The organism is Pseudomonas sp. GL-B-19 (genome assembly GCF_019956415.1).
Lineage (GTDB): Bacteria > Pseudomonadota > Gammaproteobacteria > Pseudomonadales > Pseudomonadaceae > Aquipseudomonas.
Genome location: NZ_JAHBDK010000086.1, coordinates 179,611 through 196,801 on the forward strand (window position 1 = coordinate 179,611; position 17,191 = coordinate 196,801).

General features: G+C 55.5%; 15 protein-coding genes. 4 read left to right on the forward strand and 11 right to left on the reverse strand.

Annotation, left to right across the window (positions count from 1 at the left end; all coding sequences use genetic code 11):
* Nucleotides 1–7: 7 nt before the first annotated feature.
* The 10 genes from KGB06_RS27535 to rpmH all read right to left on the reverse strand — a co-directional run bounded on the left by KGB06_RS27535 (nucleotide 8) and on the right by rpmH (nucleotide 9,275).
* On the reverse strand, nucleotides 8–415 hold the full coding sequence (locus KGB06_RS27535; protein WP_007948092.1) for a F0F1 ATP synthase subunit I: 408 nt from the start codon (nucleotides 413–415) through the stop codon (nucleotides 8–10).
* A 148-nt stretch (nucleotides 416–563) separates the two neighbouring features.
* Nucleotides 564–1,436: a ParB/RepB/Spo0J family partition protein gene (locus KGB06_RS27540; protein WP_090177598.1), complete on the reverse strand. Its 873-nt coding sequence runs from the start codon at nucleotides 1,434–1,436 to the stop codon at nucleotides 564–566.
* 9 nt (nucleotides 1,437–1,445) lie between these two features.
* The gene (locus tag KGB06_RS27545) at nucleotides 1,446–2,243 is read right to left on the reverse strand and encodes a ParA family protein (protein WP_007948095.1); all 798 of its coding nucleotides are present in this window, start codon (nucleotides 2,241–2,243) and stop codon (nucleotides 1,446–1,448) included.
* 18 nt (nucleotides 2,244–2,261) lie between these two features.
* The gene (gene rsmG, locus KGB06_RS27550; RefSeq protein WP_223521377.1) at nucleotides 2,262–2,906 is read right to left on the reverse strand and encodes a 16S rRNA (guanine(527)-N(7))-methyltransferase RsmG; all 645 of its coding nucleotides are present in this window, start codon (nucleotides 2,904–2,906) and stop codon (nucleotides 2,262–2,264) included.
* Nucleotides 2,903–4,795, reverse strand: coding sequence for a tRNA uridine-5-carboxymethylaminomethyl(34) synthesis enzyme MnmG (mnmG, locus tag KGB06_RS27555; RefSeq protein WP_223521378.1), 1,893 nt, complete (start codon nucleotides 4,793–4,795; stop codon nucleotides 2,903–2,905). Before mnmG ends, rsmG begins: the two co-directional genes overlap by 4 nt.
* Nucleotides 4,796–5,346: 551 nt before the next feature.
* Nucleotides 5,347–6,717, reverse strand: coding sequence for a tRNA uridine-5-carboxymethylaminomethyl(34) synthesis GTPase MnmE (gene mnmE, locus KGB06_RS27560; protein WP_223521379.1), 1,371 nt, complete (start codon nucleotides 6,715–6,717; stop codon nucleotides 5,347–5,349).
* A gap of 79 nt (nucleotides 6,718–6,796) precedes the next feature.
* Nucleotides 6,797–8,482: a membrane protein insertase YidC gene (gene yidC / locus KGB06_RS27565; protein ID WP_223521380.1), complete on the reverse strand. Its 1,686-nt coding sequence runs from the start codon at nucleotides 8,480–8,482 to the stop codon at nucleotides 6,797–6,799.
* Between the two features lie 2 nt (nucleotides 8,483–8,484).
* Entirely contained in the window at nucleotides 8,485–8,730 is a 246-nt protein-coding gene (yidD, locus tag KGB06_RS27570) for a membrane protein insertion efficiency factor YidD (RefSeq protein ID WP_052966011.1), read from the reverse strand.
* Nucleotides 8,723–9,124: a ribonuclease P protein component gene (gene rnpA / locus KGB06_RS27575; protein WP_027926203.1), complete on the reverse strand. Its 402-nt coding sequence runs from the start codon at nucleotides 9,122–9,124 to the stop codon at nucleotides 8,723–8,725. The genes yidD and rnpA overlap by 8 nt, the downstream gene beginning before the upstream one ends.
* Before the next feature lie 16 nt (nucleotides 9,125–9,140).
* The gene (rpmH, locus tag KGB06_RS27580) at nucleotides 9,141–9,275 is read right to left on the reverse strand and encodes a 50S ribosomal protein L34 (RefSeq protein WP_003213577.1); all 135 of its coding nucleotides are present in this window, start codon (nucleotides 9,273–9,275) and stop codon (nucleotides 9,141–9,143) included.
* A 566-nt stretch (nucleotides 9,276–9,841) separates the two neighbouring features.
* Here rpmH and dnaA point away from each other — a divergent pair.
* From dnaA to gyrB, 4 genes are read left to right on the forward strand one after another with little or no spacing between them, the layout of a single operon-like run.
* Entirely contained in the window at nucleotides 9,842–11,365 is a 1,524-nt protein-coding gene (dnaA, locus tag KGB06_RS27585; protein WP_007948104.1) for a chromosomal replication initiator protein DnaA, read from the forward strand.
* A gap of 39 nt (nucleotides 11,366–11,404) precedes the next feature.
* The gene (gene dnaN, locus KGB06_RS27590) at nucleotides 11,405–12,508 is read left to right on the forward strand and encodes a DNA polymerase III subunit beta (RefSeq protein ID WP_017341709.1); all 1,104 of its coding nucleotides are present in this window, start codon (nucleotides 11,405–11,407) and stop codon (nucleotides 12,506–12,508) included.
* Nucleotides 12,509–12,528: 20 nt separating this feature from the next.
* Complete coding sequence (gene recF, locus KGB06_RS27595) at nucleotides 12,529–13,632, forward strand: DNA replication/repair protein RecF (RefSeq protein ID WP_008007898.1); 1,104 nt, start codon at nucleotides 12,529–12,531, stop codon at nucleotides 13,630–13,632.
* Nucleotides 13,633–13,637: 5 nt separating this feature from the next.
* Nucleotides 13,638–16,055, forward strand: a complete 2,418-nt coding sequence (gene gyrB / locus KGB06_RS27600; protein WP_223521381.1) for a DNA topoisomerase (ATP-hydrolyzing) subunit B — start codon at nucleotides 13,638–13,640, stop codon at nucleotides 16,053–16,055.
* 91 nt (nucleotides 16,056–16,146) lie between these two features.
* Here the strand turns inward: gyrB and KGB06_RS27605 are convergent, their stop codons facing one another.
* Complete coding sequence (locus KGB06_RS27605) at nucleotides 16,147–16,860, reverse strand: CatB-related O-acetyltransferase (RefSeq protein ID WP_223521382.1); 714 nt, start codon at nucleotides 16,858–16,860, stop codon at nucleotides 16,147–16,149.
* Nucleotides 16,861–17,191 lie beyond the last annotated feature (331 nt).

A 17,191-nucleotide genomic window follows, 5' to 3' on the forward strand; every position in this document is an offset into this window, starting at 1 on the left:
AAACGCCCTAAGGTCTCGAAAGTCTTGTTCTCATCAGCAGGGGCGCGAACCAGCTGACCAGTTGGGTCAACACGAAGACGCCGAATACAGCTAGCGGCGCCAATGGCTTCACACCTGCAAACGTCAATGCAAAGAGCACTGCCGTCAAAATCAGTTTGCCCGCCTCGCCGGCATAAAAAGACCGGACGATGGCTTGAGCTGCTCGGGCGCCGGAAAACCGAAATGCCCTGTGAGCGAAATAAACATTGGGAAGCAAGGCTATCAGGCCTCCGCAAAGTCCTGAGTACCCGGCTACGACTCCATGCCAGTACCAGAGCGCCAAGGCGGCCAGTACCAAAACGACAAATTGAGCCAGTAAGACCGGAAAAACTGCCAGGCGATGGAACGGCAAGCGGTTTGGCGTGCGGCTCTCCATCGTTTTTGCTCCCCAATGATCGGCTGCCAGAATTCAATAACTTGGCATAATTTGTGCCGACAAAATGCGCGCAGAGTATAGGGGCGGTTCCGCCCCTATTCAACTGTCAGGTAGTGATTTCCGACTTCACGCTACATGAGGAAATGTTTCAACGAATGTGTGCAAGCACACCCTGCAATTCGTCGAGGGAGTTGTAACCAATAACCAACTGCCCCTTCCCCTTCTTACCGTGGCGAATCTGCACCGCAGAGCCTAGGCGTTCGGCCAGGCGCTGCTCAAGTCGGGCTATATCCGGGTCCGGTTTTACCGGTTCGGCAGGTTCCTGTTTGCCACTCAACCACTGGCGAACCAGTGCTTCAGTCTGGCGCACAGTCAGCCCCCGTGCGACAACGTGTCGCGCCCCTTCTACCTGTTGATTCTCCGGTAAACCGAGCAAAGCTCGCGCATGACCCATTTCCAGGTCACCGTGCGACAGCATGGTTTTGATAACTTCCGGCAACGCGATCAAGCGTAGCAGGTTGGCCACGGTCACGCGGGATTTGCCCACGGCCTCGGCAACTTGCTGTTGAGTGAGCTGGAATTCCTGCTGCAAACGCTGCAACGCCACCGCTTCTTCGATCGGATTGAGGTCTTCACGCTGGATATTCTCGATCAGCGCCATAGCGATGGCCGTTTCATCCGGTACATCGCGAACCATCGCCGGGATGGTTTCCTTGCCTGCCTGCTGGCTTGCACGCCAGCGGCGTTCACCGGCGATGATCTCGAAGCGACCGCTACCGATCGGGCGGACCACGATCGGCTGCATCACACCCTGGGCCTTGATCGACTGCGCCAATTCTTCCAGCGCTTGAGGATCCATATCCCGACGGGGTTGATACTTGCCCCGCTGGATCAGGTCCAGGGGAAGGTGCTGCAGCTCACGCTGGTCGGCTTGCACCGCTTGTTCTTCCAGCGAGCTGACAGTCGGACCACTCAGCAGTGCATCCAGTCCACGTCCGAGACCTCGTTTCTTGACGGCCATGGGGATTCCTTAAGTTGCCTGAGCAGCGGCGGTGCGTGAGTTTTTGCGTTGACGACGAACCATCTCGCCCGCCAAAGCCAGATAGGCAATGGCGCCCCGAGATGACTTGTCGTACGCCAATGCCGGCATCCCATAACTAGGCGCTTCGGCCAGGCGAATGTTGCGCGGAATCACGGTGTCGTAGAGCTGCTCGCCGAAGTGTTCCTTGAGCTGTGCAGACACATCGTTCATCAGGCTCAGACGCGGGTCGTACATGGTCCGCAACAGGCCTTCGACTTTCAGGTTCGGGTTCAGCAGTTCGGCGATGCGCTTGATGTTATCCACAAGGTCGCTCAGACCTTCCAACGCAAAGTACTCGCACTGCATGGGGATAATTACCCCATCGGCGGCAACCAGTGCGTTCAGCGTCAGCATCGACAACGACGGCGGGCAGTCGATCAAAATGTAATCGTAGTTTTCACGGATCGGCGCCAATGCACTGCGCAGGCGACTTTCCTTCATCTGCATTTCCAGCAGAACCACTTCAGCCGCCGTCAGGTCACGGTTAGCCGGCAACAACTGGTAACCACCGTGTTCGGAGAAATGCATGGCCTGGGCCAAGTCGCATTCACCGATCAGCAAGTCGTAGACCGAGTTTTCCAGACCGTGTTTATCCACACCGCTACCCATGGTGGCGTTGCCCTGTGGATCGAGATCGATCAGCAGTACCCGACGCTTGGTAGCGACCAGGGAAGCTGCGAGGTTGATGCAGGTGGTGGTTTTACCCACACCACCCTTTTGGTTCGCAATCGCGAATACCTTAGCCATTCTTGCTTGTGTTCCCAATCATGCCGTGCGGCGCAGTATCAGCAGATGGCGTTGGCCTTGGCAACCAGGTACGGCCAGGGCGTGTTCGCTATCGAGGTGGAAGTCTGCCGGCAATGCTACCAGCTCATCGGCCGGATGAACGCCCTTCATTGCCAGCCAGCGTGTATCGGCGTCGCCGAGATGGCGAGTCCAGTTGCTGAAGTTCTCCATACTGCTGAACGCCCGGGAAATGATCCCGTTGAATGGCTGTGCAGGCTGGAAGGCTTCGACGCGACTGTGGATAACTTGCAGGTTATCCAGTTTGAGTTCGAGTTTGACCTGGGTCAGGAAGCGGGTTTTCTTGCCGTTGCTGTCCAGGCAAGTCACTTGGGACTCTGGAAACAGGATGGCCATCGGAATGCCCGGCATGCCGCCACCGCTGCCAACGTCCAGCCAGCGACCGTTTTCGATGAACGACATGACGCTCAAACTATCGAGCAGGTGGCGAGAGACCATTTCGTCCGGATCGCGCACGGCGGTCAGGTTGTAGGCCTTGTTCCATTTGATCAACAGAGCCAGATAACCCAGCAGCTGCGCGTGCTGGGTTTCTGTCAGTGTGACACCGAGCTGGCGAGCACCTGTGGATAACTCTTCGGCGTGTTGCGAGGTAACCAACGAACTCAAGCGCTTTGCTCCAACTGACGGCCCGCGCCGCGTTTTTTCAAATGAATCATCAACAGCGAAATGGCTGCCGGGGTTACGCCCGGGATACGTGACGCCTGGCCCAAAGTTTCTGGACGGGTCGCGCCGAGCTTGCTCTGGATCTCTTTGGAGAGGCCGGAAATGTTCGTGTAATCGATATCCACAGGCAGTTTTGTATCTTCGCTGGCCCGCAGGCGTGCGATTTCATCCTGTTGACGGTCGATGTAACCGGCGTACTTGGTCTTGATTTCAACCTGTTCGGCGACCTGTGGATCTTCTGCGCCCCCGCCAGTCACGGCGATCAGGCCAGCGTAGTCGATTTCCGGACGGCTCAAGAGGTTGAGCAAATTGTATTCATGGGTCAGCGGTGTGCCGAACTTTTCGGAAATTGCATCGCCCTGCTCGGTACCAGGGCGCACCCAGGTACTTTTCAGACGCTGTTCTTCCAGTTCGATGCTTTCGCGTTTCGTGCAGAACGCCGCCCAACGCGCGTCATCGACCAGACCCAGTTCGCGACCTTTTTCGGTCAAGCGCAGGTCCGCGTTGTCTTCGCGCAGGATCAGGCGGTACTCGGCACGGGAGGTAAACATCCGGTACGGCTCTTGAGTACCTAGCGTAATCAGGTCGTCGACCAACACGCCGATGTACGCCTCGTCGCGACGCGGGCACCAGGCATCTTTGCCTTGTGCGCGCAGTGCAGCGTTGGCGCCGGCCAGCAAACCTTGGGCGCCAGCTTCTTCGTAACCGGTGGTGCCATTGATTTGCCCGGCGAAAAACAGGCCGCCGATGACTTTGGTTTCCAGGCTGTACTTCAGGTCACGCGGATCGAAGTAGTCATACTCGATGGCATAACCAGGACGAACGATGTGCGCGTTTTCCATGCCACGGATCGATTGCACGATCTGCAATTGCACGTCGAACGGCAAGGAGGTGGATATCCCGTTCGGATACAGCTCGTGAGTGGTCAGACCTTCCGGCTCGATAAAGACCTGATGGCTTTCCTTGTCGGCAAAGCGGTGGATCTTGTCTTCGATCGACGGGCAATAACGCGGGCCGATGCCTTCGATCACGCCGGAATACATCGGCGAACGATCAAGGTTGGAGGCAATAATTTCGTGAGTCCGGGCGTTCGTGTGGGTAATCCAGCAGCTCACCTGTTTCGGATGCTGCTCTTTGGACCCCATGAACGACATCACCGGGATCGGTGTATCGCCGGCTTGCTCGGTCATGACCGAGAAATCCACAGAACGACCGTCGATCCGTGGTGGCGTACCGGTTTTCAGACGACCTACACGCAGTGGCAATTCACGCAGACGGTGAGCCAGGGCAATCGAAGGAGGATCACCGGCACGACCGCCGGAGTAATTCTGCATTCCGATGTGGATAAGTCCGCCGAGGAAGGTGCCAGTGGTCAACACCACGGAGTCCGCGAAGAAACGCAGGCCCATTTGGGTGACAACACCACGCACTTGTTCCTGCTCGACGATCAAGTCGTCAGCGGCCTGCTGAAATATCCACAGGTTCGGCTGGTTTTCCAATGCTTCTCGGACAGCGGCTTTGTAGAGAACCCGGTCCGCCTGAGCGCGAGTTGCACGCACGGCCGGACCTTTGCGGCTGTTCAACACGCGAAATTGAATACCACCTTTGTCGGTAGCCATGGCCATCGCGCCACCAAGGGCGTCGATTTCTTTTACCAGATGACTTTTACCGATCCCACCAATGGCGGGGTTGCAACTCATTGCTCCGAGGGTTTCCACGTTATGCGTCAGCAACAGGGTTTTTGCACCCATACGTGCTGAGGCCAGTGCTGCCTCGGTACCGGCATGACCGCCGCCGATGACGATCACTTCAAAACGGGAAGGGAAATCCACCACGCACCTCGTGCCTGCTTCAGTTAGGTAATCAGGAATAGTTTGAGCTCAGGTTTCTGGACCTGGTCGGCAAGTATAGGGACTTCGTCCTTCCTAAAGAACCCTTTGCACAAAATTTAACCAGCTGTGGAGAAGTCGGGGTTATAGAAATTAAAAAGAGAGAAATTTATTAAATCTTTGTTTTTATGTTTATTTCTACTGAGGCACCTTTCTGTGGATAGATTGCTACAGCCCTTTATTATCAATATGTACAGAGATTCAAAACCCTGTGGTCATGTGCCAACGAGGCCCTTGGATAACCGGTTTAAGCCTGTGGATGAAAGGGGTGGTTATCCACAGAGGCGGTTATCTTCAGTTTTGAGGCCCTGTTATCAACCGCCCTTAGTGGCAGTTATTCACAGGGCTTAATCCACAGAAAAGCGCTCATCGGGTAAATTTTGGTCGAAGGAAAACCGCTCAACCAGAAATTATCTGCTCGGCACTGAGGGAAGATTTATCAAAAAAGAGGAAACAGACAGGCGCGAATGGCCTGTCTGTGGACAACTGAAGGGTTATTTACCGATACAGAAGCTGGAAAAGATGCGTCCCAACAGGTCATCCGAGCTGAATGCACCGGTGATTTCACCTAGCGAGTGCTGAGCCTGACGCAAATCCTCGGCCAATAACTCACCGGCACCTGCCAGGGTCAATTGCGCGCGGCCATGCTCAAGGGATGCGCTGGCATGACGCAGCGCCTCAAGGTGGCGCCTGCGTGCGCTGAAGCTGCTTTCTGACGTTTGCTCGTAACCCATGCAGGCCTTGAGGTGGTCGCGCAGTAACTCGAGGCCTTCGCCAGCAGACTTGGCACTCAGGCTGATGGTGACGTGGCCATCCTCACTGACTTCCAGGGCAATGGCTTCGCCCGTCAGATCAGCCTTGTTACGAATCAGCGTAACTTTCGCCGGATCGGGGCGGATTTCGAGGAATTCCGGCCACAATGCGAAGGGGTCCAACGCTTCAGGAGCCGTAGCGTCGACAACCAGCAACACGCGATCTGCTTCGCCGATGGCTTTCAACGCCCGTTCTACACCGATTTTTTCCACGTGATCGTCGGTATCTCGCAGACCAGCGGTATCAACCACGTGCAGCGGCATGCCATCAATGTGGATATGTTCGCGAAGAATGTCCCGGGTTGTACCGGCAATTTCGGTCACGATCGCGGCTTCTCGACCAGCCAAGGCATTCAACAGGCTGGATTTACCGGCATTCGGCCGGCCGGCAATCACCACTGTCATACCGTCACGCAGCAAGGCGCCTTGCCCGGCTTCGCGAAGCACTGTGGACAGTTCATCGCGCACTTTGTCGAGCATGGCCAATACATGACCATCGGCAAGGAAGTCGATTTCTTCCTCTGGAAAGTCGATGGCCGCCTCGACGTAGATGCGCAGGCCTATCAGTTGCTCGGTGAGGTTATGCACACGCTGGGAAAAGGCGCCTTGCAAAGAACGCAGTGCATTTCGCGCAGCTTGTGCAGAACTTGCTTCGATCAAGTCGGCGATGGCTTCAGCCTGAGCCAGGTCGAGTTTATCGTTGAGGAAGGCACGCTCACTGAATTCGCCAGGACGGGCAAGACGGCAGCCCAGTTCCAGGCAACGTTTGAGCAACATATCCAGAACGATCGGCCCGCCATGACCTTGCAGCTCAAGCACGTCTTCGCCGGTGAAGGAGTTCGGTCCTGGGAAATACAACGCGATGCCTTCGTCCAGCACCTCATCGTTTTCACTGAGGAACGGGCCGTAATGGGCAAACCGGGGTTTCAGGTCCCGACCGCTGATGGCCTTGGCCGCAAGGCTCGCCAACGGCCCGGAAATTCGAACGATGCCCACGCCGCCGCGACCTTGAGCGGTTGCAACGGCTGCGATGGTTTCACGAGGAGCGCTCATAAACCGGAATCCAGACAAAAGTGACAGATAGCAAAACGCCCCACTAGGGGGCGTTTTGAGTGGTTATCTACAGTGTAAATCAGGCAGCTGCTTTGGCAGCCGCTTCGATTTTACGTGTGATGTACCACTGTTGGGCGATGGACAGGCAGTTGTTCACTACCCAGTACAGCACCAGACCAGCCGGGAACCACAGGAAGAAGAAGGTGAAGATGATTGGCATCAGCTTCATCACCTTGGCCTGCATCGGGTCCGGAGGTGTCGGGTTCAACTGCTGCTGGATAAACATGGTTGCACCCATGATGATCGGCAGAATGAAGAACGGATCCTTGATCGACAGGTCGGTGATCCACAGCATGAACGGCGCTTGGCGCATTTCAACGCTTTCCAGCAGAACCCAGTACAGCGAAAGGAATACCGGCATCTGCACGAGGATTGGCAAGCAACCACCCAGCGGATTGATCTTCTCTTTCTTGTACAGCTCCATCATGGCTTGCGACATTTTCTGCCGGTCATCGCCATGTTGCTCTTTCAGCGCGGCCAGTTTCGGTGCCACTGCACGCATGCGCGCCATGGATTTGTAGCTGGCGGCGGACAGAGGGAAGAAAATCCCTTTGATCAGCATGGTCAGGAAGATGATCGACCAGCCCCAGTTACCGACCAGCGCGTGGATGTGTTGCAACAGCCAGAAGATTGGCTGGGCAATGAACCACAGAATGCCGTAGTCGACGGTCAATTCCAGACCTGGGGACAACTCTTTCAGTACTGCCTGGCTTTTCGGGCCGGCGTACAGAACAGCGCTGACTTCAGCTTTCGCACCTGGCGCAACAGTGATTGCCGGGGCGGTGTAGCCAATGATGTAGTTGCCTTTGCTGTCTTTACGGGTCTGGACGACATTGTTTTCGCCCTTCGCCGGAATCCACGCAGTCACGAAGTAGTGTTGCAACCAGGCAACCCAACCACCGTTTACGGTTTCTTTCAGCTGAGCCTTGTCCATGTCCTTCATCGACACTTTCTTGTACGGCTCGTTACTTGTCCACAGGGCTGCGCCCAGATAAGTCGCGGTGCCGGTGGCAGTGCTGGAAGAAGGATCGGAGCTGGCATCACGCTTCAGTTGGGCGAACATCGCACCCGACCAAGGCTTGGCGCTTTCGTTGTCGATCAAGTAAGAAACTTCTACATCGTACTGGCCACGTTTCAGAGTGAAACGCTTGATGTAGTTGACGCCGTCCTTGCTGAACTTCAGGTCTACGACCAATTGGTCCTGACCGTCAGCCAGTTGATAAACCTTCTTCTCCGAGGACCAAACCGGACGACCGGCAGGACTTGCATCCGGACCATCAGTGCCAATCAAACCGCTTTGAGCCAGATAAGTCCGCTCGTTGCCGTTATCGAACAACTGGAACGGGATATCCGGATGGTCCTGGCGACGTGGATACAGCGGCAGCGTCAGCTGGGCAACATCACCACCCTGTGGATCGACGGCCAGGTTGAGCACATCCGTTTTGATCTGGATGAGGTCTTTGCTTGCAGCTACTGGTGTTTCAGCAGGTGCAGTGGCACTGGTATCGCTTGCGGCGCGTGGAATGTCGTCACTGACAGAAGCATTATTGCCAGTAGCCGTATCCGGTAAGCCCGGTGCGGTAGTACTGGAAGCAACATTCTGAGTCGGCAGGGCAGCCTGACCATAGTCCTGGTTCCATTTAAGAACCATAACGTAGGACACGATTGCCAGGGCGACGATCAGGATCGTGCGTTTGATATCCATGATTACTCGGCCATCGAAGAAGAACGGGAGGTAGGGATAGATGGAACCGGGTCATAACCACCGGGATTCCACGGATGACAGCGACCTAAACGACGAAAGGTCAGCCAGCCACCGCGCAGAAGGCCATGATTTTCTATGGCTTCATACGCGTAGCAGGAACAACTGGGGTAGAAGCGACAGTGACTGGCCATCAGAGGACTAATGGCATAGCGATAAAACTGGATCGGAACGAGCGCCAGTTTACGCATCGGGACTGTCTACCCCTACAGTTTCGGTTTTGACTGCTGGTACCGGCGTACTGCGTGCCAGACGCTTCCAGAGTTTGCCGAAATGCTGAATCAATTCGGGGTTTTCTACGTCACCCAAACCTTTGCGCGCGACGATAACAATGTCCCAGCCGACCAGTGAATCCTGGTGCAGACGGAACGATTCGCGCATCAGACGTTTGAGGCGATTGCGCTCGACGGAGAGCTTTACGCTCTTTTTCCCGATAACCAACCCGAGACGGGGGTGATCAAGATCGTTGTTGCGCGCAAGGAGCAGGAGATTTTTCCCCGGAACCTTGCCGGTAGGGGAGTCAAAGACTGCCTTGAAATGCCGGGGAGTAAGCAGGCGCTTTTCCCGACTGAAGTCCTGACTCACCTCCAGTGCCGGCTTATCAAACTGCCAGACGCGCACGACCTTTGGCGCGACGACGCGACAGAACGGCACGACCGTTCTTGGTAGCCATGCGAGCACGGAAACCGTGGGTACGAGCGCGTTTGATAGTGCTTGGTTGGAAAGTACGTTTCATTGTCGTGTTACCTGGTTCGTCCACAACGGGCCGGAATGGCCCCCGTTTTAAGAGACCGGGGATTCTAGAGAAAGCAAGCCTCTAGGTCAATTTCCAACCAACGTTTCCTTATAAATAGATCTCCAGAGGTTTTGCTCGTGAATAACCCGTCGTTAGAAATAGAAATAAGAAAGGAATTATTTAAAGCTTTTCTGTAAAGCTTATAAAAGCTAGGCAGGCGATCATCTGTGGATAACTCACTTCAAGCCTTCTATTCCGCGCTGTACAGAGAATGACAACTACGGTGGAAAACAGGGGGCAGCCTGTGCTGCGCTGTCGGATAACCTGTGGGTGAAAGGGCTTGTTATCCACAGGGTGGTTATCCACCGAGTTTCCCCCCTACTTGTGCAACGACCTTAGACCCGGTTATCCACAGAGCTTATGCACAGACCGCTCGTCGTGTTTTTTGCGTATAAAGCGTTGATTGTTCTTGGTCAGTGATCCACCTACGTGTGGATAAGTCGGCGTCTGGTCGCTACAATGGCCGCTTGTTTTTGCCTCACCGGCTTTCAACTTAGGGGATATCCGTGTCAGTGGAACTTTGGCAGCAGTGCGTAGAGCTTTTGCGCGAAGAGCTGCCTGCCCAACAATTCAACACTTGGATCCGTCCACTACAGGTCGAAGCCGAAGGCGACGAGTTGCGTGTCTACGCACCGAATCGCTTTGTTCTCGACTGGGTCAACGAAAAGTATCTGGGCCGCGTTCTTGAACTGCTGGATGAGCACGGCAACGGCATGGCGCCGGTGCTGTCCTTATTAATAGGCAGCAAACGCAGTTCGGCACCGCGCGCTGCACCGAATGCGCCGTTGGCTGCCGCTGCGTCTCAGGCACAGGCTGCTCAAGCACCCGTTAGCGCTCCGGCGCCAGCGCCGACTGCCAGCGCACCGACCAAACGTGCAACGCAAAAAGTGGCCGAGATCAATGAAGAGCCGTCCCGCGACAGCTTCGACCCGATGGCCGGCGCCAGCTCGCAGCAAGCTCCGGTGCGCTCCGAGCAGCGCACCGTGCAAGTCGAAGGCGCGCTCAAGCACACCAGTTACCTGAACCGCACCTTTACCTTTGAAAATTTTGTCGAAGGTAAGTCCAACCAACTGGCCCGGGCGGCGGCCTGGCAGGTGGCGGACAATCCGAAGCACGGCTACAACCCACTCTTCCTTTATGGAGGCGTTGGTTTGGGTAAGACCCACTTGATGCACGCTGTGGGTAACCACCTATTAAAGAAGAACCCGAATGCCAAGGTCGTGTACCTGCATTCCGAGCGCTTCGTGGCCGACATGGTCAAGGCTCTGCAACTGAATGCTATCAACGAGTTCAAGCGTTTCTACCGTTCGGTGGATGCGTTGCTGATCGATGACATTCAATTCTTCGCTCGCAAGGAACGGTCCCAGGAAGAGTTTTTCCACACCTTCAACGCCCTGCTTGAAGGTGGCCAGCAGGTCATTCTCACCAGTGACCGCTACCCGAAAGAAATCGAAGGCCTTGAAGAGCGTCTCAAGTCACGCTTCGGCTGGGGCCTGACGGTTGCCGTCGAGCCGCCGGAACTGGAAACCCGCGTTGCGATCTTGATGAAAAAGGCCGACCAGGCCAAAGTCGATCTGCCTCATGATGCCGCGTTCTTCATTGCCCAACGCATTCGCTCCAACGTCCGTGAGCTGGAAGGCGCACTGAAACGCGTGATCGCCCACTCGCACTTCATGGGCCGCGACATCACCATAGAGCTGATTCGCGAATCCCTGAAAGACTTGTTGGCGCTGCAAGATAAATTGGTCTCTGTGGATAACATTCAGCGCACTGTCGCCGAGTACTACAAGATCAAGATCTCCGACCTGCTGTCCAAGCGTCGCTCACGCTCGGTCGCACGTCCGCGTCAGGTTGCAATGGCGTTGTCCAAAGAGTTGACTAACCACAGCCTGCCGGAAATCGGCGATGTGTTTGGCGGCCGCGACCACACCACTGTTTTGCACGCCTGCCGCAAGATCAACGAGCTTAAGGAATCCGACGCGGACATCCGCGAGGACTACAAGAACCTGCTGCGTACACTGACCACTTGATGCACACCAGCGCAGCTTATTAAGGCAAGGGACTAGACCATGCATTTCACCATTCAACGCGAAGCCCTGTTGAAACCCCTGCAACTGGTCGCAGGCGTCGTCGAACGCCGACAGACCTTGCCGGTGCTCTCCAACGTGCTGCTGGTTGTCGAAGGCCAGCAATTGTCGCTGACCGGTACCGACCTGGAAGTCGAGCTGGTCGGTCGTGTGCAACTTGAAGAGCCGGCAGATCCAGGTTCCATCACTGTGCCAGCGCGCAAGCTGATGGACATCTGCAAGAGCCTGCCAAACGACGCGCTGATCGACATCAAGGTCGACGAACAGAAGCTGGTAGTGAAAGCTGGCCGTAGCCGCTTCACCCTGTCGACCCTGCCGGCCAACGATTTCCCGACCGTGGAAGAAGGTCCGGGCTCGCTGACTTGCAGCCTGGAGCAAAGCAAACTGCGTCGTCTGATCGAGCGTACCAGCTTCGCCATGGCGCAGCAGGACGTTCGTTACTATCTGAACGGTATGCTGCTGGAAGTTTCGGCCGGAATCATTCGTGCCGTGGCCACCGACGGTCACCGTCTGGCCATGTGCTCGATGCAGGCCGATATCGGTCAGCCGGATCGCCATCAGGTCATCGTTCCACGCAAGGGCATCCTTGAACTGGCACGTCTGCTGACCGAGCCGGACGGCATCGTCAGCATCGTCCTGGGTCAGCACCACATCCGTGCTACCACTGGCGAGTTCACCTTCACCTCGAAACTGGTTGACGGTAAATTCCCGGATTACGAGCGCGTTCTGCCTAAAGGTGGCGACAAGCTGGTACTTGGCGACCGTCAGGCGCTGCGTGAAGCCTTCAGCCGTACCGCAATTCTGTCCAACGAGAAGTACCGTGGTATCCGTCTGCAACTGGCCAACGGTCAGCTGAAAATCCAGGCGAACAACCCGGAGCAGGAAGAAGCGGAAGAAGAAGTGGGCGTTGAGTACAACGGTGGCAATCTGGAAATCGGCTTCAACGTGAGCTATCTGCTCGACGTGCTGGGCGTGATGACCACTGAGCAAGTTCGCCTGATCCTGTCAGACTCCAACAGCAGTGCGCTGGTGCAAGAGTCCGACAACGACGACTCGGCTTACGTTGTCATGCCGATGCGCCTGTAATCATGTTCAGCAGAAGCTAGATGTCGCTCAGTCGCGTCTCGGTCACCGCGGTGCGCAATTTGCACCCGGTGACCTTCTCCCCCTCCCCCCGAATCAACATTCTTTACGGCGCCAACGGCAGCGGCAAAACCAGTGTTCTGGAAGCCATCCATCTGCTGGGGCTTGCCCGGTCGTTTCGTAGCAGCCGTTTGTTGCCGGTGATTCAGTACGAGCAATTGGCCTGCACCGTGTTTGGCCAGGTCGAACTGGCTGAGGGGGGGCACAGCGCGCTGGGTATCTCGCGCGACCGTCAGGGTGAATTTCAGATCCGCATCGACGGTCAGAATGCTCGTAGTGCGGCGCAATTGGCTGAGATCCTGCCTCTTCAGTTGATCAACCCTGACAGTTTTCGTTTGCTGGAAGGCGCGCCGAAGATTCGACGGCAGTTTCTCGACTGGGGCGTGTTCCACGTGGAACCGCGTTTCATGTCCACCTGGCAGCGCTTGCAGAAGGCCCTGCGCCAGAGAAACTCTTGGCTGCGGCATGGTACACTTGACGCCGTTTCGCAAGCGGTTTGGGACAGGGAACTGTGCCAGGCCAGCGCAGAAATTGATGAATACCGCCGCGCTTACATCAAAGCCTTGAAACCAGTCTTTGAACAGACCTTGAGCGAATTGGTTGAGCTTGAAGGTTTGACCCTCAGCTATTACCGAGGCTGGGACAAAGACCGCGAACTGAGTGCCGTACTCGCTGGGTCTCTTCAACGGGACCAGCAAATGGGTCACACCCAGGCCGGACCACAACGCGCTGATTTGCGCCTCAGACTGGGCGCACATAATGCCGCGGACATTTTGTCCCGGGGTCAGCAGAAGTTGGTGGTCTGTGCATTGCGGATTGCCCAAGGGCACTTGGTTAGCCAGGCCCGACGCGGCCAGTGTATTTATCTGGTGGATGACCTGCCGTCCGAGCTTGACGAGCATCACCGCCGCGCGCTTTGCCGCTTGCTGGAAGACTTACGCTGCCAGGTCTTTATCACCTGTGTAGATCACGAATTATTGAGGGAAGGCTGGCAGACGGAAACGCCAGTCGCTCTGTTCCACGTGGAACAGGGCCGTATCACCCAGACCCACGACCATCGGGAGTGAAGGCATTGAGCGAAGAAAATACGTACGACTCAACGAGCATTAAAGTGCTGAAAGGCCTGGATGCCGTACGCAAACGTCCCGGTATGTACATTGGTGACACCGACGATGGCAGCGGTCTGCACCACATGGTGTTCGAAGTGGTCGATAACTCGATCGACGAAGCTCTCGCCGGCCACTGCGACGACATCAGCATCATCATTCACCCGGATGAGTCCATCACCGTTCGTGACAACGGTCGTGGCATCCCGGTAGACGTGCACAAAGAAGAAGGCGTTTCGGCAGCCGAGGTCATCATGACCGTGCTGCACGCCGGCGGTAAGTTCGACGACAACTCCTACAAAGTATCCGGCGGTCTGCACGGTGTAGGTGTGTCGGTGGTGAACGCTCTGTCCAAAGAACTGGTCCTGACCGTTCGCCGCAGTGGCAAAATCTGGGAACAGACTTACATCCACGGTGTTCCGAAAGAGCCGATGAAGATCGTTGGCGAAAGCGAAACCACAGGCACCCAGATTCACTTCAAGCCTTCAGAAGACACCTTCAAGAACATCCACTTCAGCTGGGACATCCTGGCCAAGCGGATTCGTGAACTGTCCTTCCTCAACTCCGGTGTCGGCATCGTCCTCAAGGATGAGCGCAGCGGCAAGGAAGAGCTGTTCAAGTACGAAGGCGGCCTGCGTGCGTTCGTTGAATACCTGAACACCAACAAGACTGCGGTCAACCAGGTGTTCCATTTCAACATTCAGCGCGAAGACGGCATCGGCGTAGAAATCGCCCTGCAGTGGAACGACAGCTTCAACGAGAACCTGTTGTGCTTCACCAACAACATTCCACAGCGCGATGGCGGTACTCACCTGGTGGGTTTCCGTTCCGCGCTGACGCGTAACCTGAACACCTACATCGAAGCTGAAGGTCTGGCGAAGAAACACAAAGTCGCGACCACCGGTGACGATGCCCGCGAAGGCCTGACCGCGATCATTTCGGTGAAAGTACCGGATCCGAAGTTCAGCTCCCAGACCAAAGACAAGCTGGTGTCTTCCGAAGTGAAGACAGCGGTCGAACAGGAAATGGGCAAGTACTTCTCCGACTTCCTGCTTGAAAACCCGAACGAAGCCAAACTGGTCGTCGGCAAAATGATCGATGCGGCACGTGCGCGTGAAGCTGCGCGTAAAGCCCGTGAGATGACCCGTCGTAAAGGCGCGCTGGATATCGCTGGCCTGCCGGGAAAACTGGCTGACTGCCAGGAAAAAGACCCTGCCCTTTCCGAACTGTACCTCGTGGAAGGTGACTCTGCTGGCGGTTCCGCCAAGCAGGGACGTAACCGCCGCACCCAGGCCATCCTGCCGCTGAAGGGCAAGATCCTGAACGTCGAGAAGGCGCGTTTCGACAAGATGATCTCTTCGCAAGAAGTGGGCACCTTGATCACCGCGCTGGGTTGTGGCATCGGCCGTGATGAGTACAACATCGACAAGCTGCGCTATCACAACATCATCATCATGACCGATGCTGACGTCGACGGTTCGCACATCCGTACCCTGCTGCTGACCTTCTTCTTCCGTCAGTTGCCGGAGCTGATTGAGCGTGGCTACATCTACATCGCTCAGCCACCGCTGTACAAGGTCAAGAAAGGCAAGCAAGAGCAATACATCAAAGACGACGACGCCATGGAAGAGTACATGACGCAGTCGGCCCTGGAAGATGCAAGCCTGCACCTGAACGAAGAAGCACCGGGCATCTCCGGTGAAGCGCTAGAGCGCCTGGTGAATGACTTCCGCCTGGTAATGAAGACCCTCAAGCGTCTGTCGCGCCTGTACCCTCAGGAGTTGACCGAGCACTTCATCTACCTGCCAGCGGTGAGCATGGATCAACTGTCCGATCATGCAGCGATGCAGGATTGGCTGGCTCAATACGAAGTTCGCCTGCGCACCGTCGAGAAATCCGGCCTGGTCTACAAAGCCAGCCTGCGTGAAGACCGTGAACGTAACGTCTGGCTGCCAGAGGTCGAGCTGATCTCCCACGGCCTGTCGAACTACGTCACCTTCAACCGCGACTTCTTCGGCAGCAACGACTATAAAACGGTCGTTTCCCTGGGCGCTCAATTGAGCACCCTGCTCGACGACGGCGCGTACATCCAGCGTGGCGAGCGCAAGAAGCCGGTCACCGAGTTCAAGGAAGCCCTTGAATGGCTGATGGCTGAAAGCACCAAGCGTCACACCATCCAGCGATACAAAGGTCTGGGCGAAATGAACCCGGATCAGCTGTGGGAAACCACCATGGACCCAAGCCAGCGCCGGATGCTCAAAGTGACAATCGAAGACGCCATTGGCGCAGACCAGATCTTCAACACCCTGATGGGTGATGCGGTCGAACCTCGCCGTGACTTCATCGAAAGCAATGCCCTGGCGGTTTCGAACCTGGACTTCTGATCCAGAGAACCTGCCAAACAAAAAAGGCCAACGTTTAACGTTGGCCTTTTTTGTTGTCTGTGTTTAAGACGGGAACGTTATCCCTATAGATTTACAGCGAGGGCAGAACGCTGCATTTTTTGCGTGTAATTTGAATCTGCTGGTAGTTAGCACGACTTTCTTCAGGTCTATCTGCCAATAGCGCTAACGTGGTCTGAGGATCATTCAACGGTAACGTCTTGAGCAACTCGACATCATGATTCCACCACTGACTACTGATCAATTCTTCAATTAGCTCAGGTGCATGCCGATACTTGACGACTTTTGCAGGGATCCCGGCAACGATAGCGTAGGGCGGTACATCATGGGCAACCAAGGCGCGGGTTGCGATAATAGCCCCCGTGCCGACGGTGACCCCTTCCAGGATCATCGCACTGTGCCCAATCCAGACATCATGCCCAATCGTTACATCAGCAACTTCGGGATCGAAAATCAGACCTGTACCGGTGTACTGAAAAGGATGTGAACTGAGCCAGTCTGACGGATGTGAACTCTTTTGCTGTCCGATAAAACATCCACTGCCAATAGAGCAGAATCTCCCGATAGAGGACACTGCCGAAAGGACACAGTCACTTCTGATATAGGTATGAGCACCGATTCCCAGTTTTTTTGATTCTATGACCACATACCCGAGAGATACCCCCTCTTCCAGTGTCAGCGTCGATCTCTTGTACAACGACAACACACCGCCCGCCACTTTGCATTTATGCCTACGAATCCATTTCTTCCAATAATGATTTCGAAGGGTATCGATTATTTTTTTCATAAGAATTTATTTAGACATCCGTTATAGAGCAAAAGCAGCGCCCTATGAGCCAATGGCTGGAGTCTAAAGGAATCGGCTGAGGAGATGAAATGTTACAACTCTGACCAACCAAGTCGATTGAAGGTTGTCCGGTATTACCGCCTCCCGCTGTAGACCATAGTGAGGAAAACCGCAAACGACGGGCATAAAAAAACCGGCTATATCCAGACTGTGTGAAAACACACTGATGGTGGTTCCAGCAAACGCCCCGACTTGTTCGGGGCGTTTGCTTTTGTGCTCACAGCAGACGAAAAAAGGCTTTTCAGCCCATCAGCGCCATCATCTGACGCAC

Excerpts from the sequence above, each read along its gene's own strand:
- yidD (WP_052966011.1), bottom strand. The coding sequence starts at position 8,730 with ATGCGTAAACTGGCGCTCGTTCCGATCCAGTTTTATCGCTATGCCATT.
- KGB06_RS27545 (WP_007948095.1), bottom strand. The coding sequence starts at position 2,243 with ATGGCTAAGGTATTCGCGATTGCGAACCAAAAGGGTGGTGTGGGTAAA.
- mnmE (WP_223521379.1), bottom strand. The coding sequence starts at position 6,717 with ATGAGCGCTCCTCGTGAAACCATCGCAGCCGTTGCAACCGCTCAAGGT.
- KGB06_RS27540 (WP_090177598.1), bottom strand. The coding sequence starts at position 1,436 with ATGGCCGTCAAGAAACGAGGTCTCGGACGTGGACTGGATGCACTGCTG.
- rpmH (WP_003213577.1), bottom strand. The coding sequence starts at position 9,275 with ATGAAACGTACTTTCCAACCAAGCACTATCAAACGCGCTCGTACCCAC.
- yidC (WP_223521380.1), bottom strand. The coding sequence starts at position 8,482 with ATGGATATCAAACGCACGATCCTGATCGTCGCCCTGGCAATCGTGTCC.
- KGB06_RS27605 (WP_223521382.1), bottom strand. The coding sequence starts at position 16,860 with ATGAAAAAAATAATCGATACCCTTCGAAATCATTATTGGAAGAAATGG.
- recF (WP_008007898.1), top strand. The coding sequence starts at position 12,529 with ATGTCGCTCAGTCGCGTCTCGGTCACCGCGGTGCGCAATTTGCACCCG.
- dnaN (WP_017341709.1), top strand. The coding sequence starts at position 11,405 with ATGCATTTCACCATTCAACGCGAAGCCCTGTTGAAACCCCTGCAACTG.
- KGB06_RS27535 (WP_007948092.1), bottom strand. The coding sequence starts at position 415 with ATGGAGAGCCGCACGCCAAACCGCTTGCCGTTCCATCGCCTGGCAGTT.